This is a genomic window from Mycobacterium bulgaricum, from assembly GCF_041287165.2.
GTDB classification, from domain to species: domain Bacteria; phylum Actinomycetota; class Actinomycetes; order Mycobacteriales; family Mycobacteriaceae; genus Mycobacterium; species Mycobacterium bulgaricum.
In genome coordinates, this window is sequence record NZ_JBGGKV020000002.1 from 1 (window position 1) to 25604 (window position 25604).

Below are 25604 nucleotides of genomic sequence, written 5' to 3' on the forward strand. Positions count from 1 at the left end.
GAAAGCGGCCGATCCCCGCCACCATCTGCCTGGCGCGACGGCGCACCAACGTTCTCTACGCCCTCATCCGTGACAACCGGACCTGGCAACCTGATTCACCCCCGGTCACCGCCGCGGCTTGACTTCTTCATTGAGAGTCCTTTCTCGGATTCCTGGTGTCGGCGTGAAGCATCGCCGCTCAGGCTTGGCGGCGCCTTGTGTGGGCGACCCAAGAAAAATCCAAGCGGACGCTACCGCGTGATGATCGGTAACGCGCGGCAGGTCAGGACATGTCGGTCACACCAGTTCAGGCACCCGCAGATGCGCCAGCACCAGGTCGAAATGACACCTGTCGAGCACCTGAACACCATCACGCACCGAGGCCGCCTCCAGGTCGTCCATCGCTTGACGGTTTCCCCGCATCGCATCAGCGCTGTCGAAAGTCACCGACACCACACCGAAGCCCGAGTCACGATCGGCCAGCAGGCTGGCGCTGCTGAACCCGTCCAGCTCTGCCAGCGTCGGGAGGGTGGCCAGCCGGAAGCCGTCGATCGCGCGGTCGGCTTCGTTGACGTCGACGCGGGCCCAGGTGACCCGCACGCAGGCACCTGGCGCCGAGCGGTGGTCGCGGTGCAGCGCGGCGATTTCCCACTCGTCGACAGTGGGGCTGCCGCCGAGAATCTGCGCCGCGTGGTCGCGGTAGGTATTGGTGTCGGGGCGGCTCGCAGTCATCGCCTCCTCGGACTCCCATGCCGTGGTGGTGATGCACCGGCCACTGAGCCTGTCGACCAAGAGTGACAGGCCGATGTAGCCATCCAGACCCGTCAGTGCGGGCCAGACCGTGTCGTGGATGTAGGCGATACCTGCGTCTATCGCCGAGGACCGTGCATGGATGGTGGAACTGCGCGCATACATATCTGCCTCCGTCGAACGCGGCAGCGTCCCAGCGGCGCCGCCGGACCTCTCGATCGTCCTCCTGCGACTGGGCCGGGGCAATGGCCGATATGGCGCACTCGATTGCGACGAGCGCGCGCCGAATGCCAGCGATCGCGGCGTGTCGGCGCGCAGACCCGCGCGCTCGCGGTGCGAGGGGGCCGGTCAAATCAGGGTGCGCGCCGCCGCGGCCACGCCCATCATTTCGACCTCGGCGGCTCCGGCCGCCAGCGCCGAAGCCGCCGCGGCCCGTTCGGCGGTGGGTTCGGCCAGCTGCAGCTCGAGGAGCCGGCAGCGCAACAGCGCCGGCACTCCCGCTGTCCGCTCGGCGAGGCTGCGCGCCGTCGCCAGATCGTCGAGTGCGCGTGTGCGGTCACCCCGCAGCGCATGCAGCCGCGCCGTCGCCAACGCGACGGGCCCTGCCAACCCGACCTGACCGATCACGGCGATCCGGTCGCGGAACGGAGCCAGAACCTCCAGCAGCGGGTCGACGAAGTCGGGCAGATCATGGTCGGCGGCGAGGTGAGCCAGCAGCGTGTGATGACCCAGCGTCGTCCAGATGTGGGCACGATCGGGGTTGCCCGCCCAATTACGCAGCGTGGCAAGCGCCTCAGCTCGCGCCGCCGAACCCTCCAGCAGAGTCAGCACGGCGGTCCGCACGACGCCGACCATGCCCATGCCGCCGGTTTCCTCGTTGGCGCGCAGGCTGTTCCAGCTCGCATCGACGGGGCCGCCCCTCTCCCGCAGCAGCGTCGCCGTGGCCAGCAGCCCACTTCCGGCCTCGTAGAGTTCGGTCTGCTCGTGCACATGGGCGGCGATTCCGTGGTGGCGTTCGGCCTCGGCGAAGTCGCCCACCCAGACCGCCAGCACCGCCTCCATCCACCGCAGCTGCGCACGCAGCACCGGCAGCTGCAGCTCCTCGCTGCCGGCGATCCCGGCCTGAACATGCCGGCGCGCGCCGTCGACGTCCCCGAGATTCATCGCCGCCATCGTCGCGACGGAATTCGCGATCACAGCATCCTCCCGAGACCTGCTGTGTCGCAACGAATCCAGGCGCTGCACCCACGACAGCGTCGCCGCACTCAGCGTGGAGACGCCCGAGAACGTGATGAGGCGGCCGATCAAGACATCCGCGATTACGTCGGGGTCACCCGTCCCGTCCGCGAGACGTTCGGCCCGGTCCAACAACTGGGGCGCGATCGCCGGGTCGGGGTGGTAGCAGTGCCCCACCGCGAGTGCAGGCAGGACCCGCGCCGCCGACGCCGGGTCCCTGTCCGATTGTGCAGCAGCCCTTTCGAGCAACCCCAGCAGCTCGCCGGGGTCGTGACCCGGCGCCAGCCAGGGCCATCCTCCGCTGGCACGCAGCAGCGCGCTCGCCACCCGGCCCGCCGACGCGACACGACCCGTACGCAGGGCCTCCCCCAGATAGCGCTGGACACTGTCGAGGACCAACTGTCCACGGCCCGCGCGCGAGTGGGCTTCCAGCAATTCCACGGTGAGCGCGTCGCGCTCCCCATCGTCGCGTGCCGATGCGGGCTGGCTGTCGTAGGCGTCCAACGCGGCCTGCCACCATCGCGCAGCGATGTCCGAACTCCACTGCGCCGTAGCATGTTCGGCCGCGAGACGGCAGGCCTGCACCACGTGTGCCGATTCGACGAGGGGTTGGGCCGCCACAAGGTGTTGCGCTCGCCGCGTCGGCGCGTCCTGCGCCGTGCTGTCGACCAGCACTTCGGCGACCTTGGCGTGAATCCGCTGACGACGCAACGCAGGCATGCTCGCCAGCAGCTGCTCCCGGAGCAGCCCGTGGGCGAACTCGTAACCGCCACCCGCGTGCGCCGCGATGATAATGCGCTCGTCGGCGGCTTCGTCCAGATAATCGGCGAGCGTGTCGAGGTCCAGTCTCGTGGCAGCAGCAAGCACCGGGACCGCGCCCGCGTCGATCTCGTCGCCGATGACCGCCGCGGCGCGCAGCACCTGCACCACCGCCGGGTCCAGCGCGGCCAGCCGACGATCGAGCACGGAGCGCACGGCGTGGGGAATCTCGTTGCACCTGCGCTCTTCTCGTGGCAGCCGAGCGTATTCGGAGACGAAGAACGGGTTACCGCCGGTCCGGTGGGCCAGTTCTGCGGCCTCGGCCGGGGTGACGGACTCTTCGGCGACCTCGTTGGCCAGGGTGGCGACGTCGTCGGACGACAGCGCGGGAACCTCGATGTGCCGGTTGTCCTCGCCACGGGCGACCGTGCTCAGCAGCCGCGCGACTTCGGGCGTGTACTCGCCGTCGCGGACGGTGACGATCACCAGCACGCGATGGTCTCGCAGCGAGCCGCAGATGTAGGACAGGCAACTCGCCGACGCGGTGTCCGACCACTGGACGTCGTCGACTACCACCGCCAGCAGCTTCGGCGACGCTTCGAGCAACGCTTGAATGCGTTCGTAGACAAGGAATCTCGCGGTATCGGGGTCGGCGTGCGGTGGAACCTCCAGCACCTGGTCGGCATCGGCACCGAGAGCCCTCACGAGATGCCGCATCGGCCACCACGGCGGGGTGCCGCGTTCATCAGGGCAGTTCACCCACACGACGTCCCCGTCGTTCTCGGCGACCAGGGCGGCGATCTCCTCGGCGAGCCGGGTCTTGCCGATCCCCGGCGGGCCGGACAGGACCAACCAGCGGGCGGCGCCTGCCGTCACACGGGTGAGAAGGTCTGCCGCTCTTGCCAGTTCGCGTTGCCTGCCGACGAGCGGTGCTCGATGCGGTGCTGCGTCGACGGCCACCGCCGGTGTGGGCACGGGGTTCGGCTCGGGCACCGTGGCTGCGCCCGTCCATTCCGGTGACCGCGGCCATCCCGCGAGCTCGGGAGCCTGCCGAAGGACAGCGGTCTGCAGATCGCGCAGCTCGGCGCCCGGCGTGAGCCCCAACTCTTCGTCCAGCATCCGCGCGTGACGGGTGTAGGTGTCCAACGCTTCGGCGGCCCGGCCCGACTGGTAGAGCGCCAGCATGTGCAGCCGGCACCCCCGATCAGCCAGCGGATCGAGCTCACGCAGGCGGGAGACCTCGGGTAGCGCAGCCGCCGCCTTCCCGAGAGCCAGCAGCGAGATCACCTTGTTGGCAAGACATTCGGTGCGCATCTCGGCCAGCCGCGCGGCATCCTCTCGTGCCCAGTCGACGTCCCCCATGTCCTCCAGCAGGCCGCCCCGCACCAGGCTCAAGGCAGCGTCTGCCTCGCGGAGCGCCTCGTCCCACCTCTCGCCGTCCACGGCTGCGGCCGCACGGGCACAACCGGCAACGAACACCGCGACATCCACGTCGTCGGGGGTGACGTCGAGGTAGTAGCCGGGCGGTTGACGCACGATCGGCGACGCCATCTGAGATTGACCACGCAGGGCGCGACGCAGGTTCGAGATGTAGACCTGCAGGCTCGCTGTCGCACTGGCCGGGACGTCGTCACCCCACACCGCATCGATCAGCCGATCGGTGGACACCACCCGACCCTGCGCCAGCAGCAGGGCGGCCAATACCGCTCGCTGCTTGCGCGGGCCGATGTCGACCGGCACCTGCCCGTGGACCACCTGCAGCGGTCCGAGCAACCGATAACGCATCGGCGTCGGTGACTAGCCGGTGGACTGGTACTTGGTCACTGCGTCGTCGAGGCGTTGCAGCGCTTCACCGTACTCCGCGAAATTGCCGCTCTCCTGGGCACCCTGGAGTGCATCCAACGCCGCGTTGACATCCTGCAGCGCAGCGGCCTTCGCCGCCGACAGCTGCGTCGGACCGGTCGGTGGAACCGCCGCCGGGACCTCCGGCTGCGCAGGTGGCGCCTGCCCCGGCCGGTTCGGCGGCTGCGCCGCCTGCGGCTGGTTGGCGGGCGGGCGCTGCTGCGGGGCCTGACCCGCCGGCGCGTCCGTAGCCGCCGGACCGGTCGCCGTCGCATCCGCACCCGGACCGAACAAATCCGTCAGCGCGTCGCGCACCGTCGGACCGTAACCGATCTGGTCGTTGTACATCATCGCCACGCGGATAAGGCGGGGATAGGTGGATGCGGCATCGGTGTTGCCCGGCGACGCATAGATCGGTGCGACGTACAGCAATCCGCCGTCGCCCATCGGAAGCGTCAGCAGGTTGCCCCACCGGATTCGGTTCTGGCCGTCGCGACCGATCTGACCCAGCTCGGTCGAGATCGCAGTGTCGGTGCTGATCGCGTTGAACGCCAGCTTCGGACCGTTGACCTGTCCCGGAACGGTCAGAACGGTGATTCGACCGTACGTTTCGGGATCCGAGCTGGCGCTGATGTAGGCCGCCAGGAAGTCGCGCCGGAACCTGTTCATCGCACTCGTCAGCTGGAACGAGGTCGAGTCGTTGTTCTCCGCCAGGTCCTTGGCGACGATGTAGTAGGGCGGCTGGAAGCTGCTGGCCGTCGGGTTCGGATCCAGCGGCACGTCCCAGAAGTCCGACGTCGAGAAGAACGTCACCGGGTCGTCGACGTGGTACTTGGCCAGCAGAGCGCGCTGCACTTTGAACAGGTCCTCGGGGTAGCGCAGATGGTCCTGCAGTTCCGGCGTGATGTCGCTCTTGGGCTTGACGGTGTCCGGAAAGACCTTCATCCACGCCTGCAACACCGGGTCCTGCTCGTCCTGGGCGTACAGCGTCACGGTGCCGTCATACGCGTCGACCGTGGCTTTGACCGAGTTGCGGATGTAGGAGACCTGCTTGTCGAGTTGCAGCCGGTTCTGCGCGACCTCGTTGGAGTCGGTGGTGACCGAGGACAACACCGACAACTCCGAATACGGATAGTTGTCCAGCGTGGTGTAACCGTCGACGATCCAGACGATGCGCTCGTTGACGATGGCCGGATACACCGTCGTGTCGGTAGTCAGCCATGGCGCCACCGCCTCGACGCGCTCGGCTGGGTCACGGTTGAACAGGATCTTGCTGCTGTCACCGATCACGTTGGAGAAGAGGAAGTTCCGCTCGGCGTACTTGGCGGCGAAAACGCTGCGGGTCAGCAGATTGCCGATCGGCACCCCACCGCTACCGGTGTAGGTGTAGTTGCGGGTGTCGGTGTTGGTCTCGTAGTCGTACTCGCGCGGGGCGCCGTTCTCGCCCACGATCGCGTAGTCGTCGGCGGCGCCGGCGATCACAGGCCCGTAATAGATGCGCGGCTGCGCCAGCGGCGCAGGCCCGGGTGAGACCACCTCACCGTTGGCGCCCACCACGCTCGCGAGGAACTCGGGGTATCCGCCGTTCTGGTTGGGGTCGTTGGCGATCCCGCGCACCGTGTTGGCTGGCGAGGCGATGAACCCGTTGCCGTGGGTGAACACGGTGTGCCGGTTGATCCAGTCGCGCTGGTTGTCGATCAGGCGGTCCGGGTTGAGCTCACGGGCGGCGACCACGTAGTCGCGCAGGTTGCCCTGCGCGTCGCGGTAGCGGTCCATGTTGAGCCGCTCGGGGAAGAAGTAGAAGTTCTTGCCCTGCTGGAACTGCGTGAACGCCGGGCTGACGATGTTGGGGTCCAGCACGCGGATGTTCGACGTCGTCGCCCGATCCGCTGCGACCTGCTGTGCGGTAGCCGTGGCATTGCCTGGATAGTCGCGGTAGGTGACCGCCTCCTCGGTGAGCCCGTAGGCCTGCCGGGTAGCCGCGATACTGCGGCTGATGTATTCGCTTTCCTTCTGCGCAGCGTTCGGACGCACGCTGATCTGCTCGACCACCAGCGGCCAGCCCGCGCCGATCACCAGCGACGACAACAGCAGCAGCACAACGCCGATCGCCGGGATCCGCAGGTCGCGCAGCACGATCGCCGAGAACACGGCAACCGCGCAGATCACCGCGATCGCCATCAGGATCAGCTTGGCGGGTAGCACCGCGTTGATGTCGGTGTAGCCGGCACCGGTGAAGGGCTTACCGCCGCGGGTGTGGCTGAGCAGCTCGTAACGGTCCAGCCAGTACGCAACGGCCTTGAGCAGCATCAGAATTCCGACGAGCGTGATCAGCTGGATGCGGGCGGCACGGCTCAGCGCGCCACTGCGACCGGCGAGTCGAATGCCGCCGAACAGGTAGTGGCCCAACAGGTTCGCGATGAACGCCAGGAATGTGGCGGCGAACAGATACGACAGGATGAGCCGGTAGAACGGCAGGTCGAACGCATAGAAGCCGAGGTCGATACCGAACTGCGGGTCCGTCACCCCGAAACTGCTGCCGTTGAGGAACAGCTGCACCTGCTGCCAGTAGCTCTGCGCGACGAACCCGGCGAGCACGCCGATGAATGCCGGCACCCCGATGCCCACGAGACGCAGCCGCGCCATGACCGCCGTGCGGTACCGCGCGATCGGGTCGTTCGGACCCGCCGTCGGGACGAACACCGGCCGGGTGCGATAGGCCAGCGCCAGCGCGGCGAAGACCACCGCACCGAGCAGGATCGCGACGACGAAGAAGATCACCGTCCGCGTGACGATCTGCGTCGTGAACACCGACCGGTAGCCGAGCTCGCCGAACCACAGCCAGTCGACATAGGTGTCGATCAACCGTGGTCCCAACAGCAGCAGCACCACGGCGGTCAAGGCGACCGCGATCAGAACCCGGCTTCGTTGCGTCAGCTTCGGCATTCTCGCCGCGGGCCGCATACCCACTCGACTACTCCACTCTCAGAAATTCCCAGCAGATTTACAGGTGCGATGACTCAGCCATAACTTTACGCATCCGACCAGCGCCGCCCACTCAGCAGCGGGGCGGTTCGCCACCAGCGGAAAGCGTCCTCAGCCCGTCGATCGCGTGTTCCAGCGTGTCGACCTTGAGCAGCTCGATCCCGTCAGCATCGGCGGTCGTGGCCTCCGCGCAGTTCTCCGCGGGCACCAGGAACACCGTCGCACCGGCTTCCCGGGCCGCCACGATCTTGTGGGTGATGCCGCCGATCGAGCCGACGACACCGTCTCCGGTGATCGTGCCGGTGCCCGCGACGAACTTGCCACCGTTGATATCGCCGGTGGTCAGCTTGTCGACGACGGCCAGGCTGAACATCAGGCCCGCCGACGGGCCGCCGATGTTGGCGAGGTTGAACTCGATGGTGAACGGAGCCCAGGGCGCGTCGAGGACGTTGACCCCGAGCAGGCCTTGATCCTTGTCGGGATGCTTGCCGAGCGTGATCTCGGTGGTGCCCGCCGGCTCGTTCTTGCGGCGGTAGTCGACGATGATCTTCTCGCCGGGTTTGGTCGGCTTGAGCAACTCCTGGAATTCCTCCAGGGTCGCGACCGGCTTGTTGTTGACCGCGTCGATCGCATCGCCGGCCTGCAGCTTGCCCTTCGAGGCACCGTCCTCGTCGATGCTCTCCACCGTGACGGCCATCGGATACTCCAGATAGTGCAGGGCGGCGTACTCGGCGCTGTCCTCGGACTGGCGGAAGTCGGCGGTGTTGGCCTCGTCGATCTCTTCTCGCGTCTTGTCCGGCGGGTACACCAGCTCTCGCGGGATCAGCTGGTCGCGGCCCGAGGCCCAGAAGATCAACGCCTGCCCCAAGGTCAGCCCGTCACGCTGGGACACCGTCGTCATGTTCAGATGCCCGGACGTCTTGTGCAGGTCGGCGCCTTCGATGTCGACGACCTCTTTGCCTTGGACCTCACCCAGCGTGTCGAACGTCGGCCCGGGCCCCAGAGCCACGTACGGCACGGTCACCGCGGACAGCAGCAGCCCGAAGATCAGGATCGGCGCCAGCGCGACGATCAGGGTCGACATCCGCCTGTTCACGCCGCCCACAGTAGAGGTCAATATCGGGTTCACTCTCAGCGTGACCCGCGCAGGCGCACGCCGCGCCCATGGTGAGTACGGTTGTGGGCATGGCTGACCTGCCCTTCGGCTTCTCCGCCGGGGACGACCCCGACCGTGACAAGCCCAAGAAAGACCAGGATCCGTTCGGTATGGGCATGCCGGGCGGTGAGTTCGACATGTCGCAGCTCGGCCAGATCTTCTCCAGGCTCGGCGAGATGTTCAGCGGGGCAGGCACGTCGATGGCCGGAGGCTCGTCCGGTGGTCCGGTCAACTACGACCTGGCGCGCCAACTCGCCTCGAGTTCGATCGGCTTTGTCGCCCCAATCCCGCAGCAGACCGCGGCGGCGATCTCCGACGCCGTGCGCCTGGCCGAGACGTGGCTCGACGGTGTGACCCCGCTTCCGGCGGGCACCTCTCGGACGGCGGCCTGGACGCCCTCGGACTGGATCGACAACACCATGGACACGTGGAAGCGGCTCTGCGATCCGGTGGCCGAGCAGATCTCGAACGTGTGGGCGCAGGCCCTGCCCGAGGAGGCCAAAGCCATGGCCGGACCGCTGCTGGCGATGATGTCCCAGATGGGCGGCATGGCGTTCGGCTCCCAGCTCGGCCAGGCGCTCGGCACGCTGTCCAAGGAGGTGCTCACCTCTACCGACATCGGACTTCCTCTGGGCCCCAAGGGCGTTGCGGCGCTCATGCCCGAAGCCGTGGAATCCCTCGCCGAGGGACTCGAGCAGCCGCGCAGTGAGATCGTCACATTCCTGGCGGCCCGCGAAGCCGCCCACCACCGCCTGTTCAGCCATGTGCCGTGGCTGTCGAGCCAGCTGCTCAGCGCTGTGGAAGCGTTCGCCAAAGGCACCAAGATCGACATGTCGGGCATCGAAGAGTTCGCCCGCGGCTTCAACCCCGCGTCGCTGACCGATCCGTCCGAGATGGAGCAGTTGCTCAACCAGGGCATCTTCGAGCCCAAGGCCACCCCGGAGCAGACCGCGGCGTTGGAGCGGCTCGAGACGATGCTGGCGCTGATCGAAGGCTGGGTGCACACCGTCGTCTCCGACGCGCTCGGCGAGCGCATCCCCGGCACCGCGGCGCTGAGCGAGATGCTGCGCAGGCGGCGCGCCACCGGTGGACCCGCGGAGCAGACCTTCGCGACGCTGGTGGGGCTCGAACTGCGTCCCCGCAAGATGCGCGAAGCCGCCGACCTGTGGGCGAAGCTGACCGAGGCGGTCGGCGCCGACGCCCGTGACGGAGTCTGGCAGCACCCCGACCTGCTGCCGAGCGCGGCAGACCTCGACGAACCGGCAGGTTTCATCGACAGGATGATCGGCGGCGACACCAGCGGTATCGAGGAAGCGCTCGCCGACTTGGAGCGCGACATCCAGCGCGGCAGCGACAGCGAAGACGGGGACGACAAGCCCACGGCATAGCCGCCTGGGCCCTGTGGATAACTCACTGCGGCGTCGGTGCGTCGTGACAGGGTCGACCCATGACGCGATACGCGCTCAGCCCCAGCACCCCGGTGCTGTCACGGCCCGACGGCACCGTCCAGGTCGGGTGGGATCCGCGACGTGCCGTCGTCGTCCGTCCGCCTGAAGGACTGTCCCGCAGCGTCCTCGTCGAACTCCTTCGCACCCTCCAAACCGCCGCGACCACCTCGGAACTGCAGACGTTGGCCGCCGGCCACGGCGTCGACGCCACCGTCGTCGACGGCCTCGTCACTCACCTGGTCGGCAACGGCGTCCTCACGTCCGCCCCGCGCGGCCACGTCCCGTCGATCTCGGTGCGTGTGCACGGCGACGGCCCACTGACCGATCTGCTGATCGCGTCACTGCGCTGCACCAACATGCGGATCAGCCACAGCACGCGGACGAACGCGTCCACCGGACGCGCCGATCTTGTGGTGCTCACCGACTACCTGGTGGCCGATCCGCGACTCGTTCGCGACCTGCACGACGCCGGAGTGCCTCACCTTCCCGTCCGCGTGCGCGACGGCACCGGCCTGGTCGGTCCGCTCGTCATTCCGGGTGTGACCAGTTGCCTGCGGTGCGGCGATCTGCACCGCAGCGATCGGGATGCGGCATGGCCCGCGGTCGCGGCGCAGCTGTGCCGCACCATCGGCAGCGCGGACCGGGCCACGTTGCTGGCCACCGCGGCGCTCTCACTCCGCGAGATCGAACTGATCGGCCGCGGAGTTCGTGCCGACGCCACCGGATCCGCGGCACGATCCCCGTCGACGCTGGACACCACACTCGAATTCGACGTGGCCAACGGTTCGATCGAGGCCCGCCGCTGGTCCCGCCACCCCGACTGCACATGTTGAGAACGCGGGTTCCCAACTGGTTGGTGGAAGTTCATCGAAGTCATGGATGATGGACCCGTGAGTGAGATCAAGCGGGGGCGGGCAGCGAGGAACGCGAAGTTGGCGTCGCTGCCCGTCGGCATGGCGGGTCGTGCCGCGCTCGGCTTCGGAAAGCGGCTGACCGGCAAGTCGAAAGACGAGGTCAACGCCGAACTGCTGGACAAGGCTGCCCAACAGTTGTTCACCGTCCTCGGCGAACTCAAAGGCGGCGCGATGAAGGTCGGCCAGGCCCTGTCGGTCATGGAAGCCGCGATCCCAGAGCAGTACGGCAAGCCCTATCGCGAGGCGCTGACCAAGCTACAGCGCGAGGCTCCCCCGCTGCCCGCTCCGAGGGTGCATCGCGTCCTCGACCAGCAGCTCGGCACGAAGTGGCGAGAACGGTTCCAATCCTTCGACGACAAGTCGGTGGCATCGGCGAGCATCGGCCAGGTCCACAAGGCTGTGTGGGCCGACGGCCGAGAGGTCGCCGTCAAGATCCAGTACCCCGGCGCTGACGAGGCGCTGCGCGCAGACCTCAAGACGATGCAGCGCATGGTCAGCGTGCTCAAGCAGCTTTCCCCGGGCGCCGACGTCCAGGGCGTCGTGGACGAACTCATCGAGCGCACCGAGATGGAGCTCGACTACCGGCTCGAAGCCGACAACCAGCGGGCGTTCGCCAAGGCCTACGAGGGCGACCCGCACTTCGTCGTTCCCCACGTGGTTGCCAGTGCCCCGAAGGTCGTCATCCAGGAATGGATCGAAGGCATCCCGCTGTCGCAGATCATCCGCGAGGGTGACCAGGCCACGCGCGACCTGATGGCCACCAGGCTGTTCGAATTCTGCGACGACGCACCGACCCGGCTCGAAATGGTGCACGGCGACGCGCATCCCGGGAACTTCATGCTGCTGCCCGGCGACAAGATGGGTGTCATCGACTTCGGCGCCGTGGCACCTATGCCCGGCGGCTGGCCCATCGAGCTCGGCCAGATCCTGCGCTACGCCGTCGACAAGGATTACGACAAGCTGCTGCCCACCATGGAAAAGGTCGGCTTCATCCAGAAGGGCCAGAAGGTCTCAGTGCGCGAGATCGACGACATGCTCAAGCAGTACGTCGAACCGCTGGAGGTGCCGGTGTTCCACTACACCCGCAGGTGGCTGCAGAAGATGACCGCGCTCGAACTCGACAAGGCACCCGGACAGATCAAGACCGCCAGGCAGATGGACATCCCGCCAAAGCTGGTCATCCCGATGCGGGTCCTCGCGTCGATCGTTGCGATCTCGTGCCAGCTCGACGCCCACGTCGACACCCGGCGCATCGCGATGGAGAAGGTGCCGGGGTTCGCCAACCCCGACCAGGCCTAGCGGCAGACCCCGCCGCTGCGTGAAAGTCACGCAGCGACAGGGTCTTTCGCGTCCTTACGCGGCCGACCACGCGGCCGCTTCCTGGCGATGACCGTGCCTCGGTCGAGGATCTCGCCGCCCCACACGCCCCACGGCTCTTGACGCTCCAGCGCGGCGTTCAGGCATTCCCGCCGGAGGGGGCAGTCCGCACACAGCGCCTTGGCGCGTTCGAGATCACGCGGATCCTCGGCGAACCACAGGTCGGGTTCCTCGACATGACACGGCACCATCACCTTCGTCGGCGTCGTCATCTCGCATGTCGGCGAAGACATGTCCGGTCCTCTGCTTCCTGGTCGTTGAATCTTCTGGGTTGGTTTCTGAACTCTTTTCGGTGGACCTGCGACCTGGAAAAACAGAAAGGCCACGGATCCGTGATCGCGGGTCCGTGGCCTTGGTGGCGGTTGGGGAAGTACCTAGATGTATCCCCTCACGGACGCGGCAACCGTGCCGGCGGCGGCACGACGCTTGCGCGGCGCGGCGGCGGCAGCTGCTTCGGCAGTGGGATGTGCGGGATGCCCATGGATCTGGGCATGGAGGGTCCTCACGCCGGCAGCGGTTACGCCGGAGATCATTTCGTTGCTGTTCATGTCGGACACCCTCCTTTCGAGACATGGCATTCGTCTGTGTGTCTTCGAGGCTAGACGCTAGCAGCCAGAAGCCACAACATATTTTTGACCAGCACTTTTGGCGTAATCTTTACGATTTTTGGCGGCCTTTGACGAGCGCGAGGACGTCGGGGCCGTACTGCTCGAGCTTGCGAGCGCCGATTCCCGGGATCGCGACGAGCGCGGCATCGTCGGCCGGCATCGACTCGGCAATCGCGATCAGGGTGTTGTCGGAGAACACCACGAAGGCGGGCACGCTCATCTCCTTCGAGACGCGCAACCGCCAGTCCTTCAGCTCGGCGAGCAGTTCCTCGTCGATGTCGGACGGGCAGGTCTCACAGCGGCGCAACATGATCGACGGCGGCGAGTTCAACGCCGCGTTGCAGACACGACACCGCGGCTGAGGCCCGCGCTGTCTGCGCGGCTTGCTCGGGCCGTCATCCCGCTGAGACTGCGGTGCGATGCCGTTGAGGAACCGCGACGGGCGCCTGCCCTGACGGCCCCCCGGATTGCGGGCCAGCGCCCAGCTCAGTGTCAGATGCACGCGCGCCCTGGTGACTCCGACATAGAGCAGCCGGCGCTCCTCCTCGACCGGCTCGCTGTCAGGGCCGTGCGAGAGGGCGTGGGAGATCGGGAGGGTGCCGTCGGCCAGCCCGACGAGATACACCGCGTCCCACTCCAATCCCTTCGCCGCGTGCAGCGATGCCAACGTGACGCCCTGCACGACGGGTGGGTGACGGGCGTCGGCGCGCTGGCGCAACTCGGTGAGCAGGGCGCGCAGATCCAGGTGCGGACGCTGCGCGACTTCGTCGTCGACGAGTTCGGCGAGTGCGACGAGCGCCTCCCAGCGGTCCCTGGCGCGGGTGCCCGGGGGCGGCTCGGCCGTCAGCCCGAGCGGTTCGAGGGTGGTGCGCACGATCTCGAGCAGCGAGCCCACTGTGTCCCCCTCCGCGCGCTCGGCGACGCGCTGCAGCGCCAGCAGCGCCTGACGGACCTCCTGGCGACTGAAGAACCCTTCGCCACCGCGCACCTGGAACGGGATGCCGGCCTCGGTCAGCGCCTCTTCGTAAACCTCCGACTGCGCGTTGATGCGATAGAGCACCGCGACTTCCGAAGCAGCAGTACCGGATTCGATGAGTTTCTGGATGCTCTTGGCGACGGCCGCGGCCTCGGCGACCTCGTCGGGGTACTCCTTGAACACCGGATTGGGCCCCGGCGGGCGCTGCCCCACCAGATGCAGCTTGCTGCCCGCCATGCGGCCGCGCGCCGCGGCGATGACGCGGTTGGCCAATGACACCACCTGCGGCGTGGATCGGTAATCGCGCTCCAGCCGGACCACCGCGGCATCGGGGAACCGGCGAGAGAAGTCCAGCAGGTAGCGCGGCGAGGCACCGGTGAACGAGTAGATGGTCTGGTTCGCGTCACCGACGACGGTCAAGTCGTCACGGCCGCCGAGCCAGGCGTCGAGGACGCGCTGCTGCAACGGTGTGACGTCCTGGTACTCGTCGACGACGAAGCAGCGGTACCGATCGCGGAACTCCTGGGCGACCGCAGCGTCGTTCTCGATCGCCGCGGCCGTGTGCAGGAGCAGGTCGTCGAAATCGAGCAGCGTCAGTCCCTCGCGGCGGGTTTTGAGCGCCTCGTAGTTGGCGTAGACGGTGGCGATCTTGGCGGCGTCGAACGGAATGTCGCGGCCGACGTCGGCGACTGTCGCGGCGTACTGCTCGGGACTGATCAACGAGGCCTTTGCCCATTCGATTTCGCCGGCGAGGTCGCGGACGTTGTCGGTGCCGGTGGGTAGCCCTCCGCGGTTGGCGGCTTGCGCGACGACGGCGAACTTGCTGTCCATGAGCTGCCAATCGGTGCTGCCGACCACTCGCGGCCAGAAGTAGGCCAGCTGACGTCGTGCAGCGGCATGGAATGTCTGAGCCTGCACCGAGCCGGTGCCCGCACCCTCGTCGAGCGCGCGCAGCCGGCCCCGCATCTCACCCGCCGCGCGCTGGGTGAAGGTGACCGCGAGCACCTGGCTCGGGGCCACGTGCCCCGCCGCGACCAGATGCGCGATGCGGCGGGTGATGGTGCGCGTTTTTCCGGTGCCGGCACCGGCGAGCACACAGACCGGGCCGCGGGGTGCGAGCACCGCGTCGCGCTGCTCCTCGTCGAGGTCGCCCAGCAGCCGGTCGCGGGAGGCCGTGGGGGACATGGCGACCATCATGTCAGCGGGCCCTGACACGCGCGGACCTCCGGCCGGGCATGTCGGGGACGTCGGCTACGTTGAAAGTCCTATGAGCACTGACAGCGCTGCCCTGACCATGTACACCACGACGTGGTGCGGCTACTGTTCGCGCCTCAAGATGGCCCTCAAGTCCGAGGGCATCGCCTGGACCGAGGTCGACATCGAGGCCGATCCCGCTGCGGCGGAGTTCGTCGGCTCGGTCAACAACGGCAACCATGTGGTGCCGACGGTGAAGTTCGCCGACGGATCGACGCTGACCAACCCGAGCATCAAGCAGGTCAAGGCGAAGCTCGCGAGCTAGATCGCGATCTGCTCGTCGGCCTCGCCGCGCCACACCTCGACGGCCTGTTGCAGCGGAAGTCCCAGCGCGTCGCACAGCCCGACGACCGTCCCGAAGCCGGGGCTCGGCAGCCTGCCCACCTCGATCTTGCGCAACGTCTCCGGTGAGATGCCCGCCGCGCGGGCGATGTCGTCGGCGGGGCGGCCGGCCCGGGCCGTCCGAATCAATGCTCCGAGGCGCTGTCCGGCCCGGATCTGCTCGGGACTCAACGGGACGCGGACCATGGGCACAGCCTAACCGAGACCGGTATTAATGTACCGGAGCTGGTATTGTCGGCGCGGTATAAAAATACCGAGATGACTGGACCTGATGAGGCTGCCCCGACATGATCGAACTCAAGACCGCCAAGGAAATCGACAGCATGGCCGTCACGGGTGAGTTCGTGGCGCGGACGCTGGCCACCGTGGCGAGCGAAGCCGAGCCCGGCGTGAACCTCATGGAGCTCGAGCACCGCGCCAGGGGGCTGATCGCCGAACGCGGCGCGGTGTCGTGCTATTGGGACTACTCACCGTCGTTCGGCCGTGGCCCCTTCCAGAACGTCATCTGCCTGTCGGTCAACGACGGTGTGCTGCACGGACTTCCGCGCTCATATGTACTCCGCGACGGCGATGTGCTCACGATGGACTTCGCGGTGACAATCGACGGCTGGGCTGCCGATTCGGCCGTCACGGTGGTTGTCGGTGACAGAAAGGATCCCGCCGACACCGCCCTGGTCGAGTCCACCCGACGGGCCCTGGCGGCAGGCATCGCTGCCGCGCTTCCCGGCAATCACCTCGGCGACATCTCCGCGGCTATCGGCGCTGTCGCCGCCGCCGACGGCTACGCCGTCAACACCGACTTCGGCGGGCACGGCATCGGCAGGACCATGCACGAAGATCCCCACGTCCCCAACCGCGGAAAACCGGGACGCGGACTGCTGTTGCAGCCGGGGATGACCCTGGCTCTGGAGCCTTGGTGGGGGCGCGGGACGAACAAGTTGGTCGTCGACGAGGACGGCTGGACCCTACGCTCAGCGGACGGCTCCAACACCGCGCACTCGGAGCACACCATCGCGGTGACCGAGGACGGTCCGCGGGTGCTCACCGCCCTCCCTGCCTAGTCCAGGGCCGCCCACGACTCGATGATCTCCCGCGCGATCGAGATTGAGCCGGGGAGAAGCAGCCGGGAGTCGCTCGACGAACCCCAGTCACCCACCTCGAGTGCCTCGCGGATCTCGGCGCGGGTGAACCAGTGCGCCTCCTCGATCTCGCCGTCGTTGAACGCGAACGGCTGCTCGGGGTCACCGAGCGCATGGAAGCCCACCATCAGCGAGCGCGGGAACGGCCATGGCTGAGATCCGAGGTACTCGACATCGGTGACCGTCAGCCCGATCTCCTCGGCGATCTCACGCACCACGCACGACTCGAACGACTCCCCTGCCTCGACGAATCCGGCCAGGATCGAGAACCGCCGCTGCGGCCACACCGCCTGGCGGGCCAGCACCGCCCGGTCGTGGCCGTCGTGCACCAGGCAGATGACTGCCGGGTCGATGCGAGGAAACTCCTCGCGGCCGGTGACGGGGTTGATGCGCGCCCAACCGCTCTTGACGGGTTTGGTCGGCGCGCCGTCGACGGGGCTGAACCGGGCGCTGGCGTGCCAGTTCAGCAGCGCGGTCGCCGTCGCGACGAGCTGGGCGCTGACGTCGTCGAAGATGTCACCGGTGCCGCGCAGATCGAGCACTTCGGTTTTGACGGTGGGGTCCTCAGGCGGCTCGAGGTCCGAACGTAGGCCCCATACGTGGCGACCGTCGTCGAGCTTGCCGAGGAACACGGCGTCCTCGGGTGGGCTGTCTCCGGCGGAGCCTGCTTTGTTGAGCACCACGCTGCCGTCGGCGATCAACACCTGGTTGCGCCGGTCCACCCTCAGCAACAGCGCATCGCCCCAGCCGGCGACGGCTGCGTCGATGTCGGTGCGCAGCGTGTCAGCGCGGTCGGCGCCGACGCGGGACAACAGCGGGATGTTGCGCAGCCGAAACGGCGTCATCGCTGTTCTCTGCTCTTCATCCATGGCTCTTCGCGCATGCGCTCATCGCTCCTCATCCGCGCTACGGATGAACAGCAGCCGGTCCCCCAGCTCGAGCGCGTCGACCTCAGGATCGTCCACCCTGATCAGCTTGTCGTTACGCACCACACCGAGGACGATGTCGCTCTGATGCCGCGGCGAACCGCCCGCCTCCTTGGGCGTGACCTCCCGTTCGGCGATCGCAAATCCTCGATCGGGGGTCAGCAGGTCCTCCATCATCTCAACCACGCTCGGTGTCTGCACGGCGATACCGAGCAGCCGACCCGCGGTCTCGGAGGTGACGACGGTGGAGTCCGCACCGGATTGCTCGAGCAGGTGCTGGTTTTCGGCCTCGCGGACGGCGGCGATGATCTTGGCCTTGGGAGCGAGTTCTCGCGCGGTGAGCGTGACAAGCACGGCGGTGTCGTCGCGGTTGGTGGCCACGATGATCGACTTGGCGTGCTGCGCGCCGGCGAGCCGGAGCACCTCGGAATCGGTCGCGCTGCCGCGGACCGTGACCAGCCCGGCGCTCTTGGCCCGCTCAAGGGAAGCGGCGTCCTCGTCCACCACGACGATGTCGGCGGGGGCGACCTCGTCGCCGACCATCGCCGCCGCGGCAGTCCGGCCCTTGGTGCCGTAGCCCACGATGATGATGTGGTTGCGCAATCTGTTCCTCCAGCGCTGGATTTGATAGACCTGCCGCGATTGCGTGGTGAGGGTTTCGACGGTCGTCCCGATGAGCACGATCAGGAACGCCACCCGCAGCGGCGTGATCACCAGGACATTGACGAGCCTGGCCGTGGGCGTGATCGGCGTGATATCGCCATAACCCGTCGTCGACAACGAAACCGTCGCGTAGTACAGGCAGTCGAGGAACGACAGCTGGTTTTCCTGCGAGTCGCGATAGCCGTCCCGGTCGATGTAGACGATCAGCACCGCCGCGAACAATGCCGCCAGCGCGTAAATGACGCGCACCGTGATGCGACGCGCCGGGCTGACGGTCTCGGTGGGGATCTGGACGCGATCGGTGATCGCGTGGACCGGCATGTCGGTGAGAGACTGGTCGAATCGGCGCAACCGGCGGCGCAGGCGTCCTTTAGCCATGAGGCCCGGTCAGGTTGTGAGGCAGCCGCACCAGCACAATGTACTCATGTCCTCCTCCTCATCTGCACTGCAGCAGATTTCCAAGTCCTCGCGTGGCGCCAAGATGGGCGCCTGGCTCGTCGGGATGGGGGTGTTGCATTTCGCCGCCCCCAAGCCGTTCGACACCATCGTTCCGGAGGAGTTGCCAGGCACCCAGCGCTTCTACACCTACGCCTCCGGTGTCGCCGAGATCGGTGTCGGGGCCCTGCTGATCGCGCCGCAGACTCGCCGCGTCGGAGCACTGTCGGCCATTGCGCTGTTCGTGGGTGTGCTGCCGGGGAACGTGAACATGGTGCGGCTGTGGTCCAGGGATCCCGTGAAACCGCTGCCCATGCGGATCGCCGCCTATGCCCGCCTTCCGTTGCAGATCCCGATGATCACGCAGGCCTGGAAGGTCTACAAGGAGAGCTAGGCGGCCTCCCCCCGCGCGTGATCGTTCAGCAGCGCGATCAGGTCGTCCTCGTCGGGCAGCAGGTGCGGCACCACGGTCTCGCCGGAACGCACATAGTGGAACACCGCCCGCACCGACGACACCGGGCACTGGTGTAGCCGGGCCCACGCCAGCCTGTACACGGCCAGCTGAACAGCGTTGTGCTGCAATTCTTCTGGAGTGGACGGCGCGTCGCCCGTCTTCCAGTCCACCACCGTGACCGTGCCGTCCTCGCCGGCGAAGACCGCATCGATGCGACCTCGCACCACGCGGCCCGCGATCACCATGTCGAAGGGCACCTCGACATCGACCGGGGTGCGAGCGGCCCACTGCGACACCGCGAATGCGGCCTGCAGCTCCTCCAGCTCTCCCCGGTCCTGCCGATCGGCGTCGACTGCACCGGGCAGATCGTCGAGATCGAAGAGCTTCTCCGCCTGGAAATACCGCTGCACCCAATCGTGAAAAGCTGTTCCCAGCAACGCCTGTGAGTCCGGCCGGCGAGGGAGCCGCCGCTGCAGGCGCTGCGCGACCCCCTCCGGGTCCTTACCCAATTCGACCATCGCGCTCACGGACAGCTGCACGGGCAGCGACGGAGCGGGCCGCTGGGCGGCCAGTTCGCGTTCCGCAAGTAAGGCGTCGACGTCCTCGGCCCAGCCGTGCACATCGGCCCGCGGTACCGGCGGGACCTCCCCGGCCATCGCGGTGGCGACGAGTTGCGCGCCGCGGTCGGTGGGTGCGCGGCGTCCGCCCATCGGGTCCACCGGCCAGACGGCCTCGATCTCACGGTCCCGCAGTGGATTGGGTTCACCGTCGGCGGGTGCGTCGGCCCAGACGTCTACCATTCCGCAGGGAGTGCCCGCGGCCGTCGACGCGGCGATGACGTCCTTCAGCTCGCACAGGAAGTCGGACGGGCCGCGAGGCTTGGACTCCGTGGCACCCCAGTGATGTCCCGACACGAGCAGCGTGTGCTCAGCGCGGGTGATCGCCACATACAGCAACCGCCGCTCCTCGTCGGTGCGCCGCTGCTCGAGGCTTCGCTTGTGATCGGAGATCTTGTCGGACAGCCCTTTCCGATCACTGACGTCCGAGGTGTCGAGAACGGGGACACCGTGTGCGGACACCGTGGCGCAGTCGCCGCGCAGCAACGGCGGCAGGTCGGCGGCATCGGTGAGCCATGTTCGCGGCGAGGCCGTGGACGGGAACACCCGCCCCGACAGGTGCGGCACGGCGACGATCTGCCACTCCAGCCCCTTCGCCGCATGCACGGTCAGGATCTGGACGCGGTCGGCGGACACGGTGACTTCGGCAGGCGCAAGGCCGTTCTCCACCTGCTCCGCAATGTCCAGGTAGGCCAACAGGCCCGATACTGTCGCCGACCCACGCGATGAGAAGTCGGCGACCACGTCACCGAAGGTATCGAGGTGCTCGGTGCCCGACCATCCCGCCGAAATATGTTGAGCGGCACGAACTTCGGCGTCGACACCGAGGACGCGTCGTATCTCGGCGATGAGGTCGGGCAGCGGGCTGTCGAGGTGGGCGCGCAGTGCGGTCAGCTCCCGCCCCAGCGCGACGATCCTGGCGTGACCGGTGGCGGAGTACGCCGCCGCCTCTCCGGGGTCACAGATCGCGTCGGCCAGGCACGCGGTGTCGGCGTCGGGGCTTAGCGCGGCCACGATGTCCGCCGTCGCCGACGATGCATCCGCTGGCCCCGCGTCGACCAGCGCTGCGGCCCGTCGCCACAACGCGGCGACATCGCGGGCGCCGAGCCTCCAGCGTGGGCCGGTCAGCACCCGTACGGCGGCCGCACCGGCAGTCGGGTCGGCCGACAGCCGCAACATCGCCACCACGTCGGCGACCTCGGGAACGGCGAGCAGACCCGCGAGCCCGACCACCTCGACAGGGACACCGCGCCGGTTCAAGGCTTCGGCCATCGGCGCGGCGTCGGCGTTGCGTCGCACCAGGACCGCCGCAGTGGGTGCCCCACCCGGCGCGCTGCCGCCCGCGTGCCACCGGCGCGCGACCTGGTCGGCGACCCAGTCACGCTCGGCCTCGACGTCGGAGAGCAGCGCGCAGTGCACAGCACCCGGTTCGGCGCCGGGCCGCGACTGCAGCGACCGCACCGACACCGAACGCCGTCGGGCATCGACGGAGACCTCGTTCGCCAGATGCAGCACCTCCGGCGGATTACGCCAGCTGGTGCGCAGTTCCAGCGTCGGCGCCGGCGTCCCGTCCGAACGCGGGAAGTCGGTGGTGAATCGCGGCAGGTTGGTCGCGGACGCGCCGCGCCAGCCGTAGATCGACTGGATGGGGTCACCGACCGCGGTCAGCGCCAGTTCGTCGTCGGCCCCGCCGCCGAACAGAGCCGAGAGAGCCACACGTTGTGCATGCCCGGTGTCCTGGTACTCGTCAAGGAGGACGACCCGGTAGCGCTGCCGCAATTGCTCACCGACAGAGGGGAATTGCGACGCAAGTCGCGCGGCCGAGGCCATCTGCATGCCGAAATCCATCACGCGTTCCTCGCGCATCCTGCGGTGCAGCTCGTCGATCAGCGGGACCAGCATCGTGCGCTCGGTCTGGGTGGCCAGCATGCGCAACAGCCACTGGCTGGGGCCGCGATCTCGCTGATATCTGCCCGCGGGCAGGTGATGAACCAGCCGGTCGAGTTCGACATGGGTGTCGTTCAGTTGCGCCGTGTCGACGAGATGCTCGGAGAGCTGTCCGGCCAGACGCAACACCATCCCGGTGATAGAGGCAGGCGACTTGTCGGTGTCCAGCGCCGCCGGGTGCTCGCAGACCACACGGAAGGCCAACTGCCACAGCTCAGTTTCGGTGAGCAGCCGGGTGTCGGGTTCGACGGGAAGCATCAGCCCGTACTCGCGCAGCAGGTTCCCCGCGAAGGCGTGATAGGTGCCGACGGTGACAGGGTCTTCGGTGAAACCGGCGCCGGCGGCGGCGGGCACCAGCAACCCCGTGCCGGCGAGCCGCGCCAGCCGCGCCCGCACCCGCCGCAAAAGCTGCCCCGCGGCCTTACGGGTGAACGTCAAACCCAGCACCTCTCCGGGGGACGCGTAGCCGTTGGCGACCAGCCATACCACGCGTGCGGCCATCGTCTCGGTCTTGCCTGCGCCGGCACCGGCGATGACGACGAGCGGTCCCGGCGGCGCGGCGATCACGGCCGCCTGCTCGTCGGTCGGCTCGAAAAGCCCGAGGGCCCGGGACAACTCCGCGGGACTGTAACGGGGTGCGGTCACGCTTTACTCCTGGAATTCTGGGCCGGGCACATCGGGCGTACAGGGCAGTGAGCACATCCGTCGTTGACCCGTGCGACGAAATCGGGGCCCTGCGTCGCGCAGGCTGCCTGCTTCACCCGCGATTGCCAATCGGAACGACCATCCGGTGTCAGTGCGTCCTGATGGCGTTCGGCGGCGCCGCCACCGGTGGATTTGCCGAGGTAGACGAGCCGCCCACCGCCCGGCTGGTCGCCCTCGGCGATCAAACCTGCGGCGACCGCCAGCTGATACATCGCCAGCTGCGCGTGGTTCTGGGCGTCGTCCTTGGTGACAGGACTCTTGCCGGTCTTGATGTCCACGACGACGAGCCGGCCCTCGTTGTCGCGCTCGAGCCGGTCGAGCCGCCCCCGGATCCGCACAGCGGGACCCTCGGCGTCGGCGTCGCCGATCTCGCCGTCGACGTCGACCTCGGTGCCGACCTCGGTCAACTCGGACCGGGTGTCGGTACGCCATCTCAGGAACGTCGACAGCATGTCAAGGTGCCGGATCAGCTCGTTGTCCGAATACCACTGAGCATCGAAAGGCAATTCCTCCCAGACCTTCTCGAGCTCATTGACGAGCTGGGACTCGGACTTGCCCGACTCCGACACGAGCGCGTGCACCAGCGATCCCAGCGCCGAACGGACGTCGCGGCCCCGCGCGCCCCCGTGCCGCTCCAGCAGCCAGCGCAGCGGGCAGTCCGACAGCATCTGCAACGTCGACGGAGACAAGCTGACCACATGGTCGTCGCCCTCCCACAGGGGCTCCTCGGTCGACAGTTCCCGCGAGGCGTACCACGATCCGGGATCCGCCCCGTGTACACCCGCAGCGGCCAACCTCGCCAACTGAGTTGCCGCACATGATTTTTCGATGTCGTCGACGGTGCCGGGTTCCGCGCACACAACGGCGCGCAGCCGTCCGACCAGCGCTGCCGGCGCCAGCAGCCGCGGGGCCCTGATCGGTGCGGCGGATTCAGACATCGGCTCGGTGGAGAGCGCGGCAAGCTCATGGCAGAACGACGACGGCAGCATCGCGTCGTCACCGGAATCGCTGTCGACCGCCGTCACGAGCAACCGGCTGCGCGCCCGGCCCATCGCCGCGATCAGGAGGCGCCGCTCCTCGGCGAGCAGCGGCGCCCGGCTCGACACTCGTTGGCCCGCTTGGACGACACCGTCGATGACATCGACGAGATGCTGGGTGCCCAGTACGCCTCCGCGCGGGGAAACATTGGGCCACAGCCCTTCCTGGAGTCCGGCGATCACGACGAACTCCCATTCCCGGTTCAGGGCCGAATGCGCGCTCACCAGCGAGACACCGGTACGGGCCCGGTCGTCGCCGCGGGCGGGAGGCAGGGACAGCGATCCGATGTGGTCGACGAGGCCGCGTATGGACGTTCCCGCCGTGCGGGCGACGTACTGCTCTGCGACGTCGAACAGGGCGGTGACGGCATCGAGGTCCCGTTCTGCCTGTGCCGCCGCGGGGCCACTGCGCTCGCTGGCCGAAAGCCACCGCCGCTGCAATCCCGAACGGTGCCATGCCTGCCACAGCGTGTGCCGCGGGTCGCTGCCCTGGTCGGCGCTGCGACGGGCGGCGGTCAGCACCGAGCGGACCCGTCGCAGCGCGCGAGCCTGCTCGTCGGGCAGGGTCACGGGTTCCCCGTTCAACGCGTTCACCAGGAGCTCGCCGAAGCAATCGGATGCCCCGGGAGCCGCCCGGCGCAGCGCGCGACGCAGTTGACGCAGCGACACCGGGTCGATCCGCCCGATCGGACCCGTCACCAGGGCCAGCGCGCGGTCGTTGTCGAGGCCGTCGGCCGTGGCTTCCAGGACCGTGAGCAGCGCCCGCACGGCCGGTTGATCGGCCAGCGGCGCCTCGGTGTGCGGCTGGTCCACGGGGACACCAGCGGTGGCCAGCGCACGCGCCAGCGTCGCGCCCATGCGGGGAACTGAGCGGACGATCACGGCCATCTGGTCCCAGGGCACGCCGTCGACGAGGCGCGCACGGCGCAGCGCGTCGGCGATCAGAGCCGACTCCGCGTGTGGCGACGCGGCGATGTGCACCGTCAGCGCGCCCGAAGCTTCGGTGCCGGCGAACTCACGCACTGCGTCAGTACCAGGAAGCCGCCGCGTGACGGCGGTGATCGCGTCGGCCAGCGGCGCCGCGCAACGATGGGATCGGGTGAGCGTCAACGTGTGGCCGTCACCGCGCAGCAACGCCGGGTCGGCGCCACGGTAACCGAACACCGTCTGGTGCGGATCTCCTGCGATGACGGTGAGTTCGGTACCGGCGGAAAGGATCTCGACCAGCCGCGCGGTTTGCGGATCGAGGTGCTGGGCGTCGTCGACGAGCAGCAGCTGGATACGTGCCCGTTCGGCGGCCAGCAGGTCGGTGTCCATGGCAAAGGCCTCCAGGGCCGCGCCGACCAGCTCCGCGGCGCCGAGCGCCGGAACGGTGGCTTGCGGGGCGGCCATGCCGACGGCGGAACGGAGGAGCATGACCTGCTCGTAGGCTTGGGCGAACCGGCCGGCCGCCTGCCACTCCGGGCGGCCGCTGAGGCGCCCGATGCGTTGCAGCGCAAGCGGATCGACACCGCGCTCACTGCAGCGGGCCATCAGGTCACGCAGTTCGGTGGCGAACCCGACGGTGCTCAGCGCCGGTCGCAGCCGCTCGGGCCACCGGACAGGCGACGCGTCGCCGTCCTCGAGGTCGCCGGCGAGCAGCTCCCGGATGATCCCGTCCTGTTCTGCGCTGGTGATCAACCGTGGTTGGGGACTTTCGTTACGCTGCGCGGCGAGCCGCAACACCGCGAATGCATACGAGTGCACGGTGCGCACGAGAGGTTCACGCACCGCGTCACGCCCACCCGCACCCAACAGCCTCGACGTGATGGATGCCCGGGCGTGAGCGCTCAGCCGCGCCGAACCCGTCAGCAGCAGAATCGATTCCGGATCGCAACCGGCCGCGATGTGAGCCACCGCGGTGTCCACGAGCAGGGTGCTCTTGCCCGTGCCCGGCCCGCCCAGCACCCGGACGGTGCCACGCGTGCCCCGGCGACCCAAGGCGTCGAGTGTCAGTTCGGTATGCGGCGCGGACATGCAGGCATACCATCACGAGGGTCCGACAAATCCCCCTCG

General features: G+C 68.1%; 17 protein-coding genes. 6 read left to right on the top strand and 11 right to left on the bottom strand.

Annotated elements, in window-relative coordinates:
* Window positions 1-276: 276 nt before the first annotated feature.
* The 4 genes from ACAG24_RS06500 to ACAG24_RS06515 form a co-directional block, all read right to left on the bottom strand.
* Window positions 277-894, bottom strand: coding sequence for a hypothetical protein (locus ACAG24_RS06500; RefSeq protein WP_370472607.1), 618 nt, complete (start codon window positions 892-894; stop codon window positions 277-279).
* Window positions 895-1077: 183 nt separating this feature from the next.
* Window positions 1078-4509 carry an ATP-binding protein gene (locus ACAG24_RS06505; RefSeq protein WP_370472606.1) on the bottom strand — a complete coding sequence of 1144 codons (3432 nt, stop codon included), beginning with the start codon at window positions 4507-4509 and terminating at the stop codon, window positions 1078-1080.
* Window positions 4510-4521: 12 nt separating this feature from the next.
* Window positions 4522-7536 carry a UPF0182 family protein gene (locus ACAG24_RS06510; RefSeq protein WP_370472605.1) on the bottom strand — a complete coding sequence of 1005 codons (3015 nt, stop codon included), beginning with the start codon at window positions 7534-7536 and terminating at the stop codon, window positions 4522-4524.
* An 88-nt stretch (window positions 7537-7624) separates the two neighbouring features.
* Window positions 7625-8647 carry a YlbL family protein gene (locus ACAG24_RS06515; RefSeq protein WP_370472604.1) on the bottom strand — a complete coding sequence of 341 codons (1023 nt, stop codon included), beginning with the start codon at window positions 8645-8647 and terminating at the stop codon, window positions 7625-7627.
* A gap of 89 nt (window positions 8648-8736) precedes the next feature.
* Here ACAG24_RS06515 and ACAG24_RS06520 point away from each other — a divergent pair, with 89 nt between their 5' ends.
* The 3 genes from ACAG24_RS06520 to ACAG24_RS06530 are packed head-to-tail and all read left to right on the top strand — an operon-like array spanning window position 8737 to window position 12368.
* Entirely contained in the window at window positions 8737-10095 is a 1359-nt protein-coding gene (locus ACAG24_RS06520) for a zinc-dependent metalloprotease (RefSeq protein ID WP_370472603.1), read from the top strand.
* Between the two features lie 59 nt (window positions 10096-10154).
* Entirely contained in the window at window positions 10155-10988 is an 834-nt protein-coding gene (locus tag ACAG24_RS06525; RefSeq protein ID WP_370472602.1) for a bacteriocin biosynthesis cyclodehydratase domain-containing protein, read from the top strand.
* 42 nt (window positions 10989-11030) lie between these two features.
* Window positions 11031-12368, top strand: coding sequence for a macrolide-binding ATPase MABP-1 (locus tag ACAG24_RS06530; RefSeq protein WP_370472601.1), 1338 nt, complete (start codon window positions 11031-11033; stop codon window positions 12366-12368).
* 26 nt (window positions 12369-12394) lie between these two features.
* Here ACAG24_RS06530 and ACAG24_RS06535 read toward each other — a convergent pair whose 3' ends face one another.
* Together ACAG24_RS06535 and ACAG24_RS06540 are read right to left on the bottom strand one after the other, a co-directional pair.
* Window positions 12395-12679 carry a WhiB family transcriptional regulator gene (locus ACAG24_RS06535; protein WP_370472600.1) on the bottom strand — a complete coding sequence of 95 codons (285 nt, stop codon included), beginning with the start codon at window positions 12677-12679 and terminating at the stop codon, window positions 12395-12397.
* A 424-nt stretch (window positions 12680-13103) separates the two neighbouring features.
* Window positions 13104-15227 (bottom strand): ATP-dependent DNA helicase UvrD2, encoded by a 2124-nt coding sequence (locus ACAG24_RS06540; RefSeq protein WP_445206181.1) that lies wholly within the window; start codon window positions 15225-15227, stop codon window positions 13104-13106.
* Between the two features lie 70 nt (window positions 15228-15297).
* Between ACAG24_RS06540 and mrx1 the strand changes: the two genes are divergently transcribed.
* Window positions 15298-15549, top strand: a complete 252-nt coding sequence (gene mrx1 / locus ACAG24_RS06545; protein ID WP_370472598.1) for a mycoredoxin Mrx1 — start codon at window positions 15298-15300, stop codon at window positions 15547-15549.
* On the opposite strand, the gene ACAG24_RS06550 is transcribed toward mrx1, so the two are convergent.
* Complete coding sequence (locus ACAG24_RS06550; RefSeq protein WP_370472597.1) at window positions 15546-15812, bottom strand: helix-turn-helix domain-containing protein; 267 nt, start codon at window positions 15810-15812, stop codon at window positions 15546-15548. The two genes, mrx1 and ACAG24_RS06550, sit on opposite strands and share 4 nt — an antisense overlap.
* Before the next feature lie 101 nt (window positions 15813-15913).
* On the opposite strand from ACAG24_RS06550, the gene map reads away from it, so the two are divergent.
* Entirely contained in the window at window positions 15914-16687 is a 774-nt protein-coding gene (gene map / locus ACAG24_RS06555; protein WP_370472596.1) for a type I methionyl aminopeptidase, read from the top strand.
* On the opposite strand, the gene nudC is transcribed toward map, so the two are convergent.
* A complete protein-coding gene (nudC, locus tag ACAG24_RS06560) occupies window positions 16684-17610 on the bottom strand; it encodes an NAD(+) diphosphatase (RefSeq protein WP_370472595.1) in 927 nt (308 codons plus the stop codon). The genes map and nudC overlap by 4 nt on opposite strands.
* Before the next feature lie 42 nt (window positions 17611-17652).
* A complete protein-coding gene (locus tag ACAG24_RS06565; RefSeq protein WP_370472594.1) occupies window positions 17653-18732 on the bottom strand; it encodes a potassium channel family protein in 1080 nt (359 codons plus the stop codon).
* A 46-nt stretch (window positions 18733-18778) separates the two neighbouring features.
* Here ACAG24_RS06565 and ACAG24_RS06570 point away from each other — a divergent pair, with 46 nt between their 5' ends.
* Complete coding sequence (locus tag ACAG24_RS06570) at window positions 18779-19183, top strand: DoxX family protein (protein WP_370472593.1); 405 nt, start codon at window positions 18779-18781, stop codon at window positions 19181-19183.
* On the opposite strand, the gene ACAG24_RS06575 is transcribed toward ACAG24_RS06570, so the two are convergent.
* Window positions 19180-22452: an ATP-dependent helicase gene (locus ACAG24_RS06575; RefSeq protein WP_370472592.1), complete on the bottom strand. Its 3273-nt coding sequence runs from the start codon at window positions 22450-22452 to the stop codon at window positions 19180-19182. The two genes, ACAG24_RS06570 and ACAG24_RS06575, sit on opposite strands and share 4 nt — an antisense overlap.
* Window positions 22449-25565, bottom strand: a complete 3117-nt coding sequence (locus ACAG24_RS06580; RefSeq protein ID WP_370472591.1) for an ATP-dependent helicase — start codon at window positions 25563-25565, stop codon at window positions 22449-22451. Before ACAG24_RS06580 ends, ACAG24_RS06575 begins: the two co-directional genes overlap by 4 nt.
* Window positions 25566-25604 lie beyond the last annotated feature (39 nt).